At 42.4% G+C, this 13,946-nt stretch carries 18 protein-coding genes; 12 read left to right on the top strand and 6 right to left on the bottom strand.

Annotated elements, in window-relative coordinates; genetic code table 11:
* Positions 1-36: 36 nt before the first annotated feature.
* The 3 genes from V7K48_RS29495 to V7K48_RS29485 all read right to left on the bottom strand — a co-directional run bounded on the left by V7K48_RS29495 (position 37) and on the right by V7K48_RS29485 (position 3,161).
* Positions 37-1,017 carry an acetyl-CoA carboxylase carboxyltransferase subunit alpha gene (locus V7K48_RS29495; RefSeq protein ID WP_334978112.1) on the bottom strand — a complete coding sequence of 327 codons (981 nt, stop codon included), beginning with the start codon at positions 1,015-1,017 and terminating at the stop codon, positions 37-39.
* Between the two features lie 168 nt (positions 1,018-1,185).
* Positions 1,186-2,205, bottom strand: a complete 1,020-nt coding sequence (locus V7K48_RS29490) for a long-chain acyl-[acyl-carrier-protein] reductase (RefSeq protein WP_335077988.1) — start codon at positions 2,203-2,205, stop codon at positions 1,186-1,188.
* 257 nt (positions 2,206-2,462) lie between these two features.
* A complete protein-coding gene (locus V7K48_RS29485) occupies positions 2,463-3,161 on the bottom strand; it encodes an aldehyde oxygenase (deformylating) (RefSeq protein ID WP_335077987.1) in 699 nt (232 codons plus the stop codon).
* Between the two features lie 183 nt (positions 3,162-3,344).
* Between V7K48_RS29485 and V7K48_RS29480 the strand changes: the two genes are divergently transcribed.
* The 4 genes from V7K48_RS29480 to V7K48_RS29465 all read left to right on the top strand — a co-directional run bounded on the left by V7K48_RS29480 (position 3,345) and on the right by V7K48_RS29465 (position 5,334).
* Entirely contained in the window at positions 3,345-4,172 is an 828-nt protein-coding gene (locus V7K48_RS29480; RefSeq protein ID WP_335077985.1) for a carbohydrate ABC transporter permease, read from the top strand.
* Positions 4,173-4,425: 253 nt separating this feature from the next.
* On the top strand, positions 4,426-4,587 hold the full coding sequence (locus tag V7K48_RS29475; RefSeq protein ID WP_442949488.1) for an element excision factor XisH family protein: 162 nt from the start codon (positions 4,426-4,428) through the stop codon (positions 4,585-4,587).
* Between the two features lie 135 nt (positions 4,588-4,722).
* Positions 4,723-5,004 carry an element excision factor XisH family protein gene (locus V7K48_RS29470; RefSeq protein ID WP_442949487.1) on the top strand — a complete coding sequence of 94 codons (282 nt, stop codon included), beginning with the start codon at positions 4,723-4,725 and terminating at the stop codon, positions 5,002-5,004.
* Between the two features lie 90 nt (positions 5,005-5,094).
* Entirely contained in the window at positions 5,095-5,334 is a 240-nt protein-coding gene (locus V7K48_RS29465) for a XisI protein (RefSeq protein ID WP_442949491.1), read from the top strand.
* A 111-nt stretch (positions 5,335-5,445) separates the two neighbouring features.
* Here V7K48_RS29465 and V7K48_RS29460 read toward each other — a convergent pair whose 3' ends face one another.
* Positions 5,446-5,655 carry a hypothetical protein gene (locus V7K48_RS29460; protein WP_335077983.1) on the bottom strand — a complete coding sequence of 70 codons (210 nt, stop codon included), beginning with the start codon at positions 5,653-5,655 and terminating at the stop codon, positions 5,446-5,448.
* A gap of 436 nt (positions 5,656-6,091) precedes the next feature.
* On the opposite strand from V7K48_RS29460, the gene V7K48_RS29455 reads away from it, so the two are divergent.
* The 7 genes from V7K48_RS29455 (at position 6,092) to V7K48_RS29425 (ending at position 10,930) form a co-directional block, all read left to right on the top strand.
* Positions 6,092-6,427: a hypothetical protein gene (locus V7K48_RS29455; protein ID WP_335077980.1), complete on the top strand. Its 336-nt coding sequence runs from the start codon at positions 6,092-6,094 to the stop codon at positions 6,425-6,427.
* A 320-nt stretch (positions 6,428-6,747) separates the two neighbouring features.
* On the top strand, positions 6,748-9,228 hold the full coding sequence (locus V7K48_RS29450) for a filamentous hemagglutinin N-terminal domain-containing protein (RefSeq protein ID WP_335077978.1): 2,481 nt from the start codon (positions 6,748-6,750) through the stop codon (positions 9,226-9,228).
* Positions 9,229-9,406: 178 nt separating this feature from the next.
* Positions 9,407-9,709, top strand: coding sequence for a hypothetical protein (locus V7K48_RS29445; RefSeq protein WP_335077976.1), 303 nt, complete (start codon positions 9,407-9,409; stop codon positions 9,707-9,709).
* Between the two features lie 253 nt (positions 9,710-9,962).
* Complete coding sequence (locus V7K48_RS29440) at positions 9,963-10,109, top strand: hypothetical protein (RefSeq protein ID WP_335077974.1); 147 nt, start codon at positions 9,963-9,965, stop codon at positions 10,107-10,109.
* Between the two features lie 88 nt (positions 10,110-10,197).
* Complete coding sequence (locus V7K48_RS29435; RefSeq protein ID WP_335077971.1) at positions 10,198-10,341, top strand: type II toxin-antitoxin system ParD family antitoxin; 144 nt, start codon at positions 10,198-10,200, stop codon at positions 10,339-10,341.
* Between the two features lie 122 nt (positions 10,342-10,463).
* On the top strand, positions 10,464-10,727 hold the full coding sequence (locus V7K48_RS29430; RefSeq protein ID WP_335077969.1) for a type II toxin-antitoxin system RelE/ParE family toxin: 264 nt from the start codon (positions 10,464-10,466) through the stop codon (positions 10,725-10,727).
* Positions 10,728-10,801: 74 nt separating this feature from the next.
* The gene (locus V7K48_RS29425) at positions 10,802-10,930 is read left to right on the top strand and encodes a hypothetical protein (RefSeq protein ID WP_335077967.1); all 129 of its coding nucleotides are present in this window, start codon (positions 10,802-10,804) and stop codon (positions 10,928-10,930) included.
* 105 nt (positions 10,931-11,035) lie between these two features.
* On the opposite strand, the gene V7K48_RS29420 is transcribed toward V7K48_RS29425, so the two are convergent.
* A complete protein-coding gene (locus V7K48_RS29420) occupies positions 11,036-12,067 on the bottom strand; it encodes a hypothetical protein (RefSeq protein ID WP_335077965.1) in 1,032 nt (343 codons plus the stop codon).
* Positions 12,068-12,228: 161 nt separating this feature from the next.
* On the opposite strand from V7K48_RS29420, the gene moaA reads away from it, so the two are divergent.
* Positions 12,229-13,215: a GTP 3',8-cyclase MoaA gene (moaA, locus tag V7K48_RS29415; protein ID WP_335077963.1), complete on the top strand. Its 987-nt coding sequence runs from the start codon at positions 12,229-12,231 to the stop codon at positions 13,213-13,215.
* Positions 13,216-13,315: 100 nt separating this feature from the next.
* Here moaA and rpsD read toward each other — a convergent pair whose 3' ends face one another.
* Positions 13,316-13,924 (bottom strand): 30S ribosomal protein S4, encoded by a 609-nt coding sequence (gene rpsD / locus V7K48_RS29410; RefSeq protein WP_334978133.1) that lies wholly within the window; start codon positions 13,922-13,924, stop codon positions 13,316-13,318.
* Between the last annotated feature and the right edge of the window lie 22 nt (positions 13,925-13,946).

The following is a 13,946-nucleotide window of genomic DNA, read 5'->3' as shown; positions in this document are numbered from 1 at the left end:
ATCGCAGTTCGGCTAATCAATCATTATGTAGTGCTGTTAGTGGGCAACTTCTGTAAAAACACCAATTTTGCGGAATTTTTCATACCGCAGTTGGCGGCGTTCTGGAGCTGTTAAACGATTGAGTTCGTCCAAATTTTCCAGCAGCACTTGCTTAAGAGTGGTAGCGGCTTTTAATGGGTCGGAATGAGCACCACCAGTGGGTTCAGGCAGTATTTGGTCGATAATTCCCAACTTTTTCAGGTCGTGGGAAATAATTTTCAGAGCAACGGCGGCTTGGGGAGCTTTACCAGCATCTTTCCACAAAATGGCGGCACAGGCTTCGGGAGTGGCGACGGTATAAACGGAGTGTTCAAACATCAGCAGGCGATCGCCTACGCCAATACCGAGTGCGCCACCGGAACCACCTTCACCAATGACTGTGCAGATAATTGGCACATCTAAGCAGAACATTTCCCGCAAGTTGTAGGCGATCGCTTCTCCTTGACCTTGGTGTTCTGCTTCTACGCCAGACCAAGCTCCTGGCGTGTCGATAAAAGTTAGTATTGGCATACTAAACTTGTTGGCGTGTTCCATCAACCGCATCGCCTTGCGGTAGCCGCCAGGGTAAGGCATTCCAAAGTTACGGGCAATATTGTCTTTGGTATCGCGACCTTTTTGATGACCCAACATCACCACAGGTTGCCCACTCAGACGACCGACACCACCAACTAAAGCCGGATCGTCACCACCACAGCGATCGCCATGCAACTCCATCCATTCATCACTAATAGCCTGAATGTAATCGAGAGTACTGGGGCGACGCGGATGACGAGCGACTTGCAATCGCTGGGACGGGGATAGACTAGTGAAAATTTCCTCACGCAGTTGCATGGCGCGTGTTTCTAGTTGACGAATTTGACCAGAAACATCGACGCCATTTTCTTCTGCAAGTTGCCGAATTTGATCAATTCGTGTTGCAAGTTCTGCTAGGGGTTTTTCAAAATCTAACAGTAGCGGTTTACGCTCGGTAGTTGCCATCGTAGGGGTTATGAATTACGAGTTATGAGTTTTTCAGAGTGAGGAGTTAGGAGTGAGGAGTCAGGAATGAGGAGTTAGGTATTAGAAGATATGTACTTATGAAAGTTATTAATTCTTAACTCCTGGAGAGACGTGATTAATCGCGTCTCTACTCCTAACTCTTAACTGTTAAACCAGCAGCGGTCTAAATCCATGTTTCACTGATACCCGACCAATCTGCTCCATTTTGTCTACGGTAATCTGATTGCGTCCCCACGAAAAGTTCGTGTATAACTTCTCAAATTCCAGCAGCATTGATTCGGCAAAACAAGCAAACAACTGGCGGGCTGGCACGTCCATATTGACTATTTTCATAATTTTCCAGTCAATATCCAGGGAATGCTCTACAATTCCACCATTTAACACGTGTACACCAGGATGCTGAATTTTCGTTGCTAAGTTTTTAGGATAGCCACCATCAATCAACAAACAAGGTTGTTTCAAAGTCGTGGCGTCAATTTCCACGCCTTTGGGCATACTGGCAACCCAAACTACCACATCAGCTTGGGGTAGTGCTTCTGTCAAACCCATGATTTTTCCCCGTCCCAGTTCGCCTTCTAACTCTTTGAGACGTTCTTGGTCACGGGCTATCAGCAGAAGTTCTTTAACATCTGTTCTTGCATCTAGCCAGCGTGTAACTGCACTACCAATATCCCCAGTTGCCCCACATATGGCAACAGTCGCGTTTGACAGATCAATTCCCAGTTGTTTCGACGCTTCTTCCACCTGCTTACAAATAATGTAGGCTGTATGCGTGTTTCCTGTGGTAAAGCGTTCAAACTCTAGTTTGATGTTGCGGACTTGGCTAAACTGCTCTAACTTAAAGTTTTCAAAAATAATTGAGGAAAATCCGCCTAAAGCTGTGATGTTAATACCATGCTTCTGTGCATGGGCCATGGCGTTGAGGATTTTGCGTGTTGCGGCTTTGATCCGACGAGTAGCTAGCATCTCTGGCAAAAAGCAAGATTCTACATACCGTCCTTCAATTTTTTGCCCAGTTACACTGGTGACAATAATGCTATCGACAATTTGCGGCGGGGCGCTGCACCAAAAGTCTAGCCCTTGATCGGCATATTCTGGGTATCCCAATTCTTGAGCTACCGCTTGAGCGTGTTCTAAACTAGTCAGATGTCCAATTAGACCAAACATGTAGTGATTATTAGGCTTATGCCGTCTTGAGCGCGTGGAATATTTAAGTGGTTCAGTAGTCCTGAGTCTTAAGTCCTGAGTTCTGAAGTTCTGAATTTAAATTTGAACTATTCAGCAACGCCAGTGTATTAAGTCGGCAGAGCCGACGGCAGTTACTACCCTACGGGTTCCGCTTTAGCGGTACAAGTCGGGAAACCGCAAAGATGCACTGCCTCCCCAACGCACTGGCTCCTCAGCACTAGTTACTCAGCAATTTTTTAAGCGGCTATGAGTCCATAGGCTGACAAGCGCATAATATCGCGAGTCGTGAAACCGATATTACTTAATGCTTCACCGTACTGAATCATAAAATCTTCTACCAAAGCATCTTTTTCCATGGCCATTGTGTGGGCATCACCTTCTACTTTGTTCAGCATTCTCCAGACGATGGGCAGGTTCTGGCGATTTGCTTGTTCTAGTTCAGCTTTGGATTCTGTAAAATGTTCTTTCAACCAAACTTCTCCAAAGTTGAGGTGGCTATATTCTTCTTTTACTACTCCCTCCGTGATTTTGCGGGCAAAAGCGTCAGCTACGGGGATGTAAATGTTGTATGCTGCGATCGCAAAACATTCAATAATCAAAGACTGAATCAACAGACAAGTGACGACCTTCCCTTCCACCGCCGCTGTTTGGAAATTTTGGTGTAGTCCAGAGAAAAACTCCTTGGCAAATTGTAAATCTGGTGTTACTTGCAAATTGCGTCCACAAGCTTCAAATCCTTTTTTATGGCGACTTTCCATCTTGGATAGGCGAATCAATTCATCATGAGATTCTGGCAGCAGTTGGGCTAGTGTGATGTAATTTTCATGGGCTTCTTGTTCCCCTTCAATCACGATCGCATTAATCCGGCTATAAGCATCTTTGTATGTTTCGCTCTTGAAATCTAATTCTTTAGATTGGTCTGCTAGCTGCTGCATGGTATGTTTACTCCTGTAAATTTGAATTATTTGATACCAGGATTTAATTTACCCTATGAGCTGAGGGTAACAATCACTGTGGTTTATTTAACTTAACTTAACAAGTAGACTATGTTTATAGATTAATTGTTGCTAGGGGCAATGCTCTAGTACTAGCGAAACAAATGCTTTGCAGTTCAAGTCATGTCCAAACTAAACCCGAATCTGAAATCTGGCGATTTTTTGAGCCTAGTAGTCTTACTGCTAGGGGCATTTATCGTTCTACTACCTCTATTTGTGGTCTTTCTCACCTCCTTTGCAGCGACGGCCGCCAGCCCGGAAAATTTGTTCAAAAATAACTGGTCTTTAGCTAATTACCAGATTGCATGGCAACGGGGAAAATTTTTGCTGGCGTTTGCTAATTCTACCTTGGTAGCGATCGCTGTGACGGCGTTTCAGATTGTCACTTCTGCTTTGGCTGGTTACGCCTTAGCACGGCTGAAGTTTCAGGGACGCCAAGCACTGCTATTGGTGGTTTTAGCAACTTTGGTGATTCCCTTTCAGTTATTGGTGATTCCGATCTTTTTGGTTTTGAAGTGGGGACACTTGATAAATACCTATGGGGCGCTGATTTTACCCACTGCTGTCAACGGCTTTGGCATTTTCTTGTTACGTCAGTATTTCCAGACAATTCCCGTGGAGTTAGAGGAAGCCGCAGCTATAGATGGGGCGAACCGACTGCAAATTTTGTGGCGGGTAATGTTACCTTTAGCTCGTCCGGCGTTGCTGACGCTGTTCTTGTTCACCTTCATCGGCGAATGGAATGATTTGTTTAAGCCTTTAGTGTTTACAACACGTCCCGAATTAAGAACGGTGCAGCTGGCGTTGGCTGAGTTTCAAGAGCAATTTACGAATAATTGGCCCTTGATGATGGCGGCGGTGACTATAGCGACAGTTCCAGTGATGGTATTATTTCTCATCGGTCAGCGTCAGTTTATTCAGGGTATTGCTGCGACGGGAATTAAGAATTAGTAGCGCTAATTTTGCAATTACCTTTATACAAGCGATCGCTATTTTGTCTTGTAGTATTGTATTATTTTGTAGGTAAACGGATAATCTAAGCAAAGTCTATATCTAAAGGGTTTATGTGCTGGAGTCGATAGTCAGTACCAAACCAAGTTTAAATCTATATTTAAATGTTTTACTGACGAATGACACCACTCTAAATGTTGAGCAGTATTAAAAGCAACGCAAGAGTCGGTTAGTGTGACTGCGCTGTAAAACTATGGCTCGTGATTTATTCCACAATATTGTGAGGTCTGCACTAGAGAAAGAGGGTTGGGTAGTGACAAATGATCCGCTCAATATTCGGTGTGGTGGGGTTGATATTCAGATTGATTTAGGTGCAGAGCGACTTAGAGGATGTTTTAAAAGTGTTTTGCTGTGACTTAGATACTTATTGATCCCCCCTAACCCCCCTTAAAAAGGGGGGAACCGGAATCAAAGTCCCCCTTTTTAAGGGGGATTTAGGAGGATCTAGAACGTTTTGCTACAGACAAGAGGACTTTTAAAACATCCTCTTATGGCTGCGGAAAAAGCAGGAGAAAAAATAGCAGTTGAAATCAAAAATTTTGTTAGTGCCTCAAAAATTTCCGAATTTCACATGGCGCTAGGACAATTTATTAATTATCAGACAGCATTGCGTGCCGAAGAGCCAAATAGAACCTTGTATTTAGCTGTATCATTGGCAACTTATAATGACTCTTTTACTCTTTTTAACTTGTCTTTTATTCAAACTGTAGTTAATGAAAATAAATTAAAGCTGATTATTTATAATGTGGAAACAGAGAGAATAGAACAATGACAAATTAAATGATATCGGATAAAAGTTAGGCAGATGTTAACTAAATATCTCCAGTACAAGCCTAGTCACTGAGATGTAGAAGTCGAACAAATTTTTGATACAGAACATGACCATTATCAAATTATTAGCATTGGATGGAACAATCAAAAGCGGATTTATGGCCCAATAATGCACATAGATATCAAGAATAATAAAATTTGGATTCAACAAAATACAACAGAGGCGGATATAGCTTTAGAACTGATAGAAATGGGTATAGATAAACAAGATATTGTGATCGGTTTTCATACTCCAAAAATGCGCCAATTATCAGGATTTGCTGTGGACTAAAGGAGAGAATAATACTAAAAAAATATATTTGTGTAGCGTTTCGTAGGAAAGGTATCGCTGATTCGCAATCACCTTCATACAAGCGTTCGCCTTTTCTACTAAACTATGCTGTCAGTGCGATCGCTGATTCACAATCACCTTCACACAAGCGATCGCCGCTTGTAATAAACTAAGTGTCAGTGCGATCGCTTCTTTGCTATGACCTTTATACAAGCGATCGCCCTTTGTACTAAAACTAAGTTGTTGGTGCGTTGGCGTAGCCCACCGTACTCCTACGGGGAAGCAAGCTACACGTAGTGTTCTGCAGAAAAGGTATCGCAAATTCCATCATCCTCAACACCCACACAAAAAACATATTTGATTTTTTGGTGGAATGAGAAAGATAAAACTTAGTAATGGTAAAGCTTCAGCCTGTACGCTTATCCAAACTGTAAGCAGAGTGTGAGAGTTGAGAAGGTATCAATTACTCAATCCTCTTGAGTAAGCAACGGTCAGTAGCCAGATTCATGAATACTTTAAGAAAATCCAACTGAAATATATGAAGTTTTGTTACGCAATACGTAATTGTTACTAGCCAAGCTGAAGTCATAATTATGGGATGTTCGCAAGAGCTTTAGAAACTTAATGCTTTCGTACCACTCTAAACTCTGTATTATTGATTCCTTTGTTGCCAGAATGTACTCATTAAAATCACGTTAATTTAGTACATCACAAGATAAGTTCACATATTTACCAATCTGCAAGGAGAGCAAAAGTCATGGAATCTCACACTTCACAGCCAACAGTCATAGTTCCTCATACATTACAGCAGTTAGAAGACGAGATTAAGAACGAATTGATTAACATACTGAAGAACTCTAATTTCGGCGAAACGCTTGAAAAATATGGCATATCAGGAAAAGACATTTTAAAAGTTCAATGCTTACTCGATTTAACTAAAATCGAAGTTAGTAATACTGTTAATAATCAGCAAGCCAATAAATTATTGCAAACAATTAAAGAACAAAACACAACCTTTAGAACACTTTCTTTAGGCGGTTTTTGTAACCCTTGCCCAGTACCTGGCTATCCTGGTGGCTGCTGGGTAGCTTAGATATAGCTAAACTCCCATATAGTGATGCTAGTGAAGGTAAGCAAGGCAAAGAATTTTCATAACCAATTTTGCAACAGTGAACAATGCTAGTGAAATTGTGACAGTAAAACTCTTGCCTGCTACTTCGCTATCTTCAAGATTTATACTACTAAGTAATATCACTTATCTTGCTAGCGAGAGCTTCTATAGTGAGTATGAAAATGCTAATTTATTCACTGATTAGCTAGGCTATATAGTTCACGTTACACAAGCATTGGTTTCAAGAATTAATCAGCAGGATTTCACTACTAAACTATTCTTTCTAAGGTGCAAATTTTGTTATGGCTCAAAACAGTAGCATTTGGTGCTGGCAGTTAAGTCTAATGAGTTTTTTAGCAATTACTGGAACATTCGCCTTATCTGAGTGTTGTGCCTTCGCACAGACTAAAGAGATTAAAGAGGATGGCACTCTCGGAACTAACAGTTCAATAGTTACACCCAGGCTGATTAATGGTCAACCTACTGACCAGATTGATGGTGGGGCAACTCGTGGTACAAACTTGTTCCACAGTTTTGAACAGTTTTCTGTTCTTACTGGCAGAACAGCCTACTTTAACAATGCAGCAAATATTGATAACATCATTACCCGCGTAACGGGCAAGTCTATTTCTAATATTGATGGTATACTTCGAGCTAACGACAAAGCCAACCTCTTTCTAATTAATCCCAACGGGATTATTTTTGGACCCCATGCTTCTTTAAACATCGGCGGTTCATTCGTAGCAAGTACGGCGAGTAGCCTAAACTTTGCCGATGGTACTAAATTTAGCGCCACAGATCCCCAAATTACACCCCTTCTGACAGTCAGTGTTCCCGTTGGCTTACAATTTGGAGCTACACCAGGAACCATCCGCAATAAATCCCAAGCAAGTCTAGATGGCGCAATCAATTACCAGAGTGCGCCTGTTGGTTTACAGGTAAAGCCAGGTAAAACCTTGGCACTTGTAGGCGGTGATCTTGTTTTGGAGGGAGGAAATTTAACAGCAAAGGGTGGACGAATAGAGCTAGGAAGTGTTGCTCTTAATAGTCTGGTTACAATGAACCAAATAGACCAAGGTTGGGACTTAGGATACGAAAGTGTAAAAAATTTCCAGGACATCAACCTAATTTCGCGAACTGAAATCCCTTCTTATGTAGATGTCAGTGGCGAGGGTGGAGGTAATATCCTGGTGCAAGGCAGGCGCGTGCTCTTAACTGGTTCTTCACAGATTTTGGCTAACAGCCTGAGTACGCAACTAGCAGTAAATTTGACGGTTACTGCCTCAGATACTGTAGAACTAATCGGTGGTAGACCTTTGACGGTTGGGATTTTTGGTGGAGGAGACGCTGGAAAGTTAACGATCAACACTAGGAAGTTGATTGTCAGTAATGGAGCACAAGTGTTTCTTGATAATTCTGTCTCCGATTCAGTGGCACAATTGACCGTGAACGCCTCAGATTCTGTCGAATTAATCGGTGGTTTATCCTTTCCAAGCTCTTCTTCACCAATTGGTAATTTTATACCTAGCGGATTGTTGAGCATAACTTATGATGTGGGAAATGCTGGTAACATCACGATTAACACTCGAAAATTAACTCTCCAGGAAGGGGCACAGGTGTCAACACAGTCTGACGGACGACTTCTATTTGCTGAGAACAAATTTAAACCCGCTACGGGGCAAGGAGGAAAGTTGACTGTGAACGCCTCTGAGTCCATAGAATTAATTGGAACCTCACCAAATGGTTCTAAGCCCAGTAGCTTATCTGCTTTAACTAGAGGTTCTGGCTCTGCTGGAAATTTAGATATCACAACAGGGCAATTGATTGTCCGCAATGGGGCTGAAATCAATGTGAGCAGTGAAGCTCGAAAGGATGTGAACTACCAAGAGGGTGTACCCAATTTAGGGAAAGCAGGTGAACTCAATATAACCACTCCTTCCATACTTTTAGACAAAGGAATACTCACATCTAATAGTGAGTCAGGTGAAGGTGGGGATATTAAGCTACAGTTGCAAAACTTATTACTAATGCGCCACAATAGTCAAATATCCACTAATGCAGGAGCTAATGGAGATGGCGGTAAAATCACCATCAATGTACCTAATGGCTTTGTTGTCACCCCTCCCTTAGAAAATAATGATATCACCGCCAACGCCAACTTTGGCTCTGGTGGTAAAATCACAATCACCGCCAAGAACATTTTTGGTTTTGTGCAGCGTACCCGTACAGACTTGGAGAGGCTGTTGAATCCTAAAGAGCCACTAGACCCAAGTAGGTTGCTAACAAGTGACATCACCGCATTTTCTCAGCAAAACCCTACATTAAACGGCACAGTACAAATCATCTCACCAGATGCTGACCCCAGTAAGGGATTAGTGGAATTGCCCGTAAATGTAGTTGATGCTTCCCAGCAAATAGCTGCTAATTGTAATTCTGGTGGAAAAATAGGAAGGGGTTCATTTATTAAGACTGGGCGTGGAGGATTAGTAGCCGATCCCACGCAGCCATTGATGGCTGATGATGCAGTACTGGCAGATTGGATCACACTCAAGCCAGAGAGTCAGAATCGTGCTGGCGGTATTCAGAAAAGAGCGGTTGTTCAAGCACAGCGAAACACAAAAGAAAAATCACAGAAAGTTAATTCTGTGAATGAACCTACTCAAATTGTAGAAGCTCAAGGGTGGATTATAGATGCCAATGGAAATGTGGTTCTGGTTGCTCAAGTACCCACTGCAACGCCCCATAATTTCTCACTCATGCCTACATTTTGCACTGCTCATTAGAATTTGAGATATCGTGAGATTCTCTTTATGAATCATCTTTAAGAAAAAATTAAGTTTTGTAAGTCGAAAATTATAGAATAACAGATTTTTATTTATTATGGTGAATGATCAGTTTATTAGGTATAGTGACACCTGGTTAAGTCACTATTAATTCTTGGAAAAAAGGAGCAATTCAAATATGAATAATATTTTGGGCAAAGTTAAAGGTTTAGGATTGGTAATAGCAGGTTTAGTAGTTATTTCTGGAAACTCTGCTATTGCTGTAATGAACCAAGTCACTACTCTACCTGAAAACTACAATACATCATCAGGAGAGCAAACCAGTAATGCTAATTACAGTATCGACAATAATAAAACTAAAACTGAAGGCAAAGATACTGTTGAGGAAAAGGAAACTAAAAGGTTCCTAAAAACAATTCCAAGCAACGAAATTATAATCGCTGGTTGTATTATTACTAATCAAGGTATGGTTTGTGGTTAACTCTAAGCTGTAACCCAGATATCAAATAATAATTAAAAGAGTATAAGCGGTATTTTTCACATTATGGTGATAAAACCGCTTTTATTTTGTATATGTAACGTTCAGTTTTCGTAACTTTGCAGTAATTGCGATCGCAATTACTCTCTACAAGTTGTGATGCCATGAGATTATGAAGAATTCATAGGCTTCTGAATTCTACAACAACGCAGATGATGACTTGCTTCCAGAGTAGAACTTTGACTATCGCAAAGCCTTGCCCAACCGTTTCGCCAGTCAGCAAGAAAAAGCTCCTTTGAGAGTTACCCTAGATGCTGATGTCGCTGAGATATTCAAAACATCAGAAGCTGTTAACAACGCTCTCCGTGCCTTACACTCAGCAATTCCAAAGGCTGAAAGATAAATTGCGTAGGCATCGCCCATTGCCTATTCTCTACTTCGTCTGATGGATAGAATAAGAATACCTTTAGCAAAAATTATGGTAAACATTAATGAATGTATCATTAACTCCAGAGCTTGAGCGGTTTATCCAAAGTCAGGTTGAAAGCGGTAAATACTCCTCGTCCGAAGAAGTGATTTTAGCAGCTATCAAGCTATTAGAAGTAGGAGAAAATATTTATAAGGGGCGATTTTAGGAGTTACAACGCTCAATTATGATTGGTGTTGAAGCTTCCGAACGAGGTGAGGTTGTTGATGGTGAAACAGTTTTCCAGCAACTGCAACAGAAGCTACAGCAGCGTCGGGAACAGGCTAGTTAATGAGTAATATTTGCTCTTTTACTGTTTCAGCTAGTCGAGATATTGAGAGTATTATCGATTTTATTGCTGATAGCAGTGGTTTGGATGCAGCTGATAGATTTCTCAATAAAATTAACGGTAAGTGTAATAATTTAGCAATGTTTCCCAGTCAGGGGCATAAGAGGATATCTGAAAAGTTTTTTTGTATACACCTAACCCTTGGAGATCCCCCTAAATCCCCCTTTTTAAGGGGGACTTTGAGACTCTTATTCACCCTTTTTTAAGGGGGGTTAGGGGGGATCAACAAATATTTGATACTTCTCAGACATCCTCTAAGCGGTCTGAGCTTTTACCTTCATTGCGGAGCTTTCCAGTTGATGATTATTTAATATTTGATCGCCCAATTGAAACTGGAATTGAAGTTCTGCGAGTGGTTAGTGGCTATCGTGATTTAGATGCGCTTTTTGATCAGCCAGACTATGAGTGAATGTCATATTAGATGACCCACAAACCCAAACTTATCCCCAGTGAAGGAAAAGAGGAGAGCAGGAGGAGAATAATTTCTAACTCCTAACTCCTAACTCCCCACTCCTTAACTCGTCTCCTGAATTTGCAAACGAATAGTGTGTTCAGTCGCACCACTAAGTTGCAATTCCATGATTTCACCACCCAGAGGTTCCAAGCAAGTGAGGAGCGATCGCAAGTTGGGTGTACTTGCGCCAGTATCCACATATAATCGATCTGCTAAATTACCAATCCGTTTCCAAGTCATGTAGAGTTTAGCGATCGTTTGTTCAATTTGCGATGCTTGATTTACCAAATCAGCAGCAATGCTCAAACAGCCAACTCTTTGGGCTTCTTCTAAGGCTGTTTCAATATCAACATCTTCCTGCGTTAGCGCCTGAACTTGAGCCGCCCCTTTGAGATATTTCGCCAAGTTACGCGCTTCGTTAGTTACCTGTTTGAGGGTGTCCACATCAGGGTTAGCAGCAATTTCCTTTTGGATAAACTTTTGGTGCGATTCTGGCAGTTTTTCCATTTCCTTCACCAGTGGGGCGATGTAGCGTGGAGGAAGGGTGTTATCTGCGGCTTTTTCCTTGACTGCTTCAGGTAATAAATCTGAGGACATAGCTGTCCATTCATCGCTGAGTTGACGCACTTCGCGCCTAGTGATGCGATCGCCTTTTTGTGCGGCTTCACTCACCATCTGTTGTACTTCTGGGACTGCTTTGGAGGTTTCGACAAAAGCCCGTTTGCTGAAGTTGTTCACAGATCCGGGATCAAGTTTACCGTCTTCGATGAGAGTATCGGCACTATTCGCTAGTTGAATCCAGGCATAAGCTTGACTTTTGCTGATTTCTCGCTCTTTTAGCCATCGCAGAAAGCCTGTACCACGTCCGTCACCACCCACTTTCTCTCTGTCGCGGATAGCCCGTAAAATTCGCCCCCGCCAGATTTCAGTTTGCAAATCAAAGCGATCGCATACCTGCCAAGCTATTTCTAGCTGCTGTTGAAAATCTGACTCTAAAATCTGTTCATCTTCTGGATCGGGCAGTTCAAAGCTGATATCTACTGGCTGTTGTAAGGCAGCAGCAAGGTCATTGATGGAGTCGGTGTCTTGCACGATTGATGACTAACTAGTGGATGCGATCGGCTTATTATGCCACAATCTGTGGACTATCACTTAAGGGGGAGTACGGTATTTAGAATTACAACAAAATAGTAGAAAAGGGTAAATGACCTCTGTCAAGTCTTTAATTGATCAGAGACAATAAAAATAAAACGATGAACCAGGTAGACTACCTCCGCATTAGCTTAATTGATCGCTGCAATTTTCGTTGTCAATACTGTATGCCAGAGGGAGTAGAACTGGACTATATTCTCAAGCAACAGCTATTGACTGATGAGGAGTTGCTCACTTTAATTCAAGAGGTATTTATTCCAGTAGGCTTTAATCGGTTTCGTTTGACTGGGGGTGAACCCTTATTACGTCCGCGTGTGGTAGATTTGGTAAATGCGATCGCAACTCTCCCCCAAACTCAAGACCTCTCAATGACCACCAACGGGTTTTTACTGGCTCCGATGGCGCAAAACCTCTACAATGCTGGTCTGCGACGAATTAATATTAGTCTGGACTCTCTTGATTCCGACATTTTTGACCAAATTATCGGTAATCAGGGTCGTTCTCGTTGGCAACAAGTTTGGCATGGCATTCAAGCTGCCCATCACGTCGGATTCGACCCCCTGAAGCTGAATGTAGTGGTGATTCCTGGCGTCAACGACCACGAAGTTCTAGATTTAGCCGCCTTGACAATTGACAAACAGTGGCACGTTCGATTTATTGAATTTATGCCTATTGGCAATTTTGATTTATTTGGCGATCGCGGTTGGGTATCTTCAGCCGAGTTACGACAACGTATCTGCGATCGCTGGGGCTTGACAGAATCCCAAGTTCGTGGCGCTGGCCCTGCTGATGTCTTTCAAATTCCTGGTGCGAAGGGGACACTGGGATTTATTAGTCAGATGTCAGAATGTTTTTGCGATCGTTGTAACCGGATGCGCCTGAGTGCTGATGGCTGGCTGCGTCCCTGTTTATTGAATGAAACTGGTCAAATAGATTTAAAAACTGCTCTGCGTTCTGGTATCAGCACCGCTCAATTACAAGAGCAGGTGAGGCATTTACTCGGAATCAAGCCAGAAATTAACTTTAAAGAGCGCGATTCTGGCATTTCAGGTACATATACCCGCACCATGTCGCAAATTGGTGGATAAAAATAGTTAGGAGTTAGGAGTTAGAAGTGAGGAGTTAGGAATTATCGTCTTTCAACTCATAACTCATAACTCCTGTACAGACGCGATTAATCGCGTCTCTCTAAGCTTGTCGTGAGTAGTATTCCACCACAAGTAGTTCATTAACCTGTAGTGCCACCCATTCTCGCTCAACAATGCTGTTGACTTTACCAACCAACTTATTTTTGTCAAACTCCAAATGACTGGGGAGGTTGGCCAAACCGGGATATTGCAAGTTAGCTTCCACCAACTTCCGTGATTGTGCCCGATCCCTGACCGCAATTACTTCGCCAGGACGGCATTGGTAGCTGGCAATATTAACCACACGACCATTAACAGTCACGTGACCGTGATTTACCAGTTGACGAGCAGATGGAATAGTCGGGGCTATACCCAAGCGGAAAACGGTATTATCCAAGCGCATTTCTAGCAATTGCAGCAGCACTTGTCCGGTAGAACCAGTAACACGTCTGGCTTTCCGCACATAGCGCAGCAATTGCTTTTCAGTTAAACCGTAATTGAAGCGGAGCTTTTGCTTTTCCTCTAGACGGATAGCATATTCAGAGCGCTTCTTGCGGTTCTGACCATGCTGCCCTGGTGGGTAAGCGCGTCTGGCGCTTTTACGAGTCAATCCTGGTAAGTCGCCCAAGCGACGGACAATTCTGAGGCGTGGCCCTCTATATCGGGACATGAGTTTCCTTAATCTAATCCTG

It is taken from the genome of Nostoc sp. (assembly GCF_036919615.1).
Taxonomy (GTDB): Bacteria; Cyanobacteriota; Cyanobacteriia; order Cyanobacteriales; family Nostocaceae; genus Nostoc.
The sequence above is the reverse complement of the archived record's forward strand: the minus strand, read 5'-3'. Positions and strand labels throughout refer to the sequence as shown.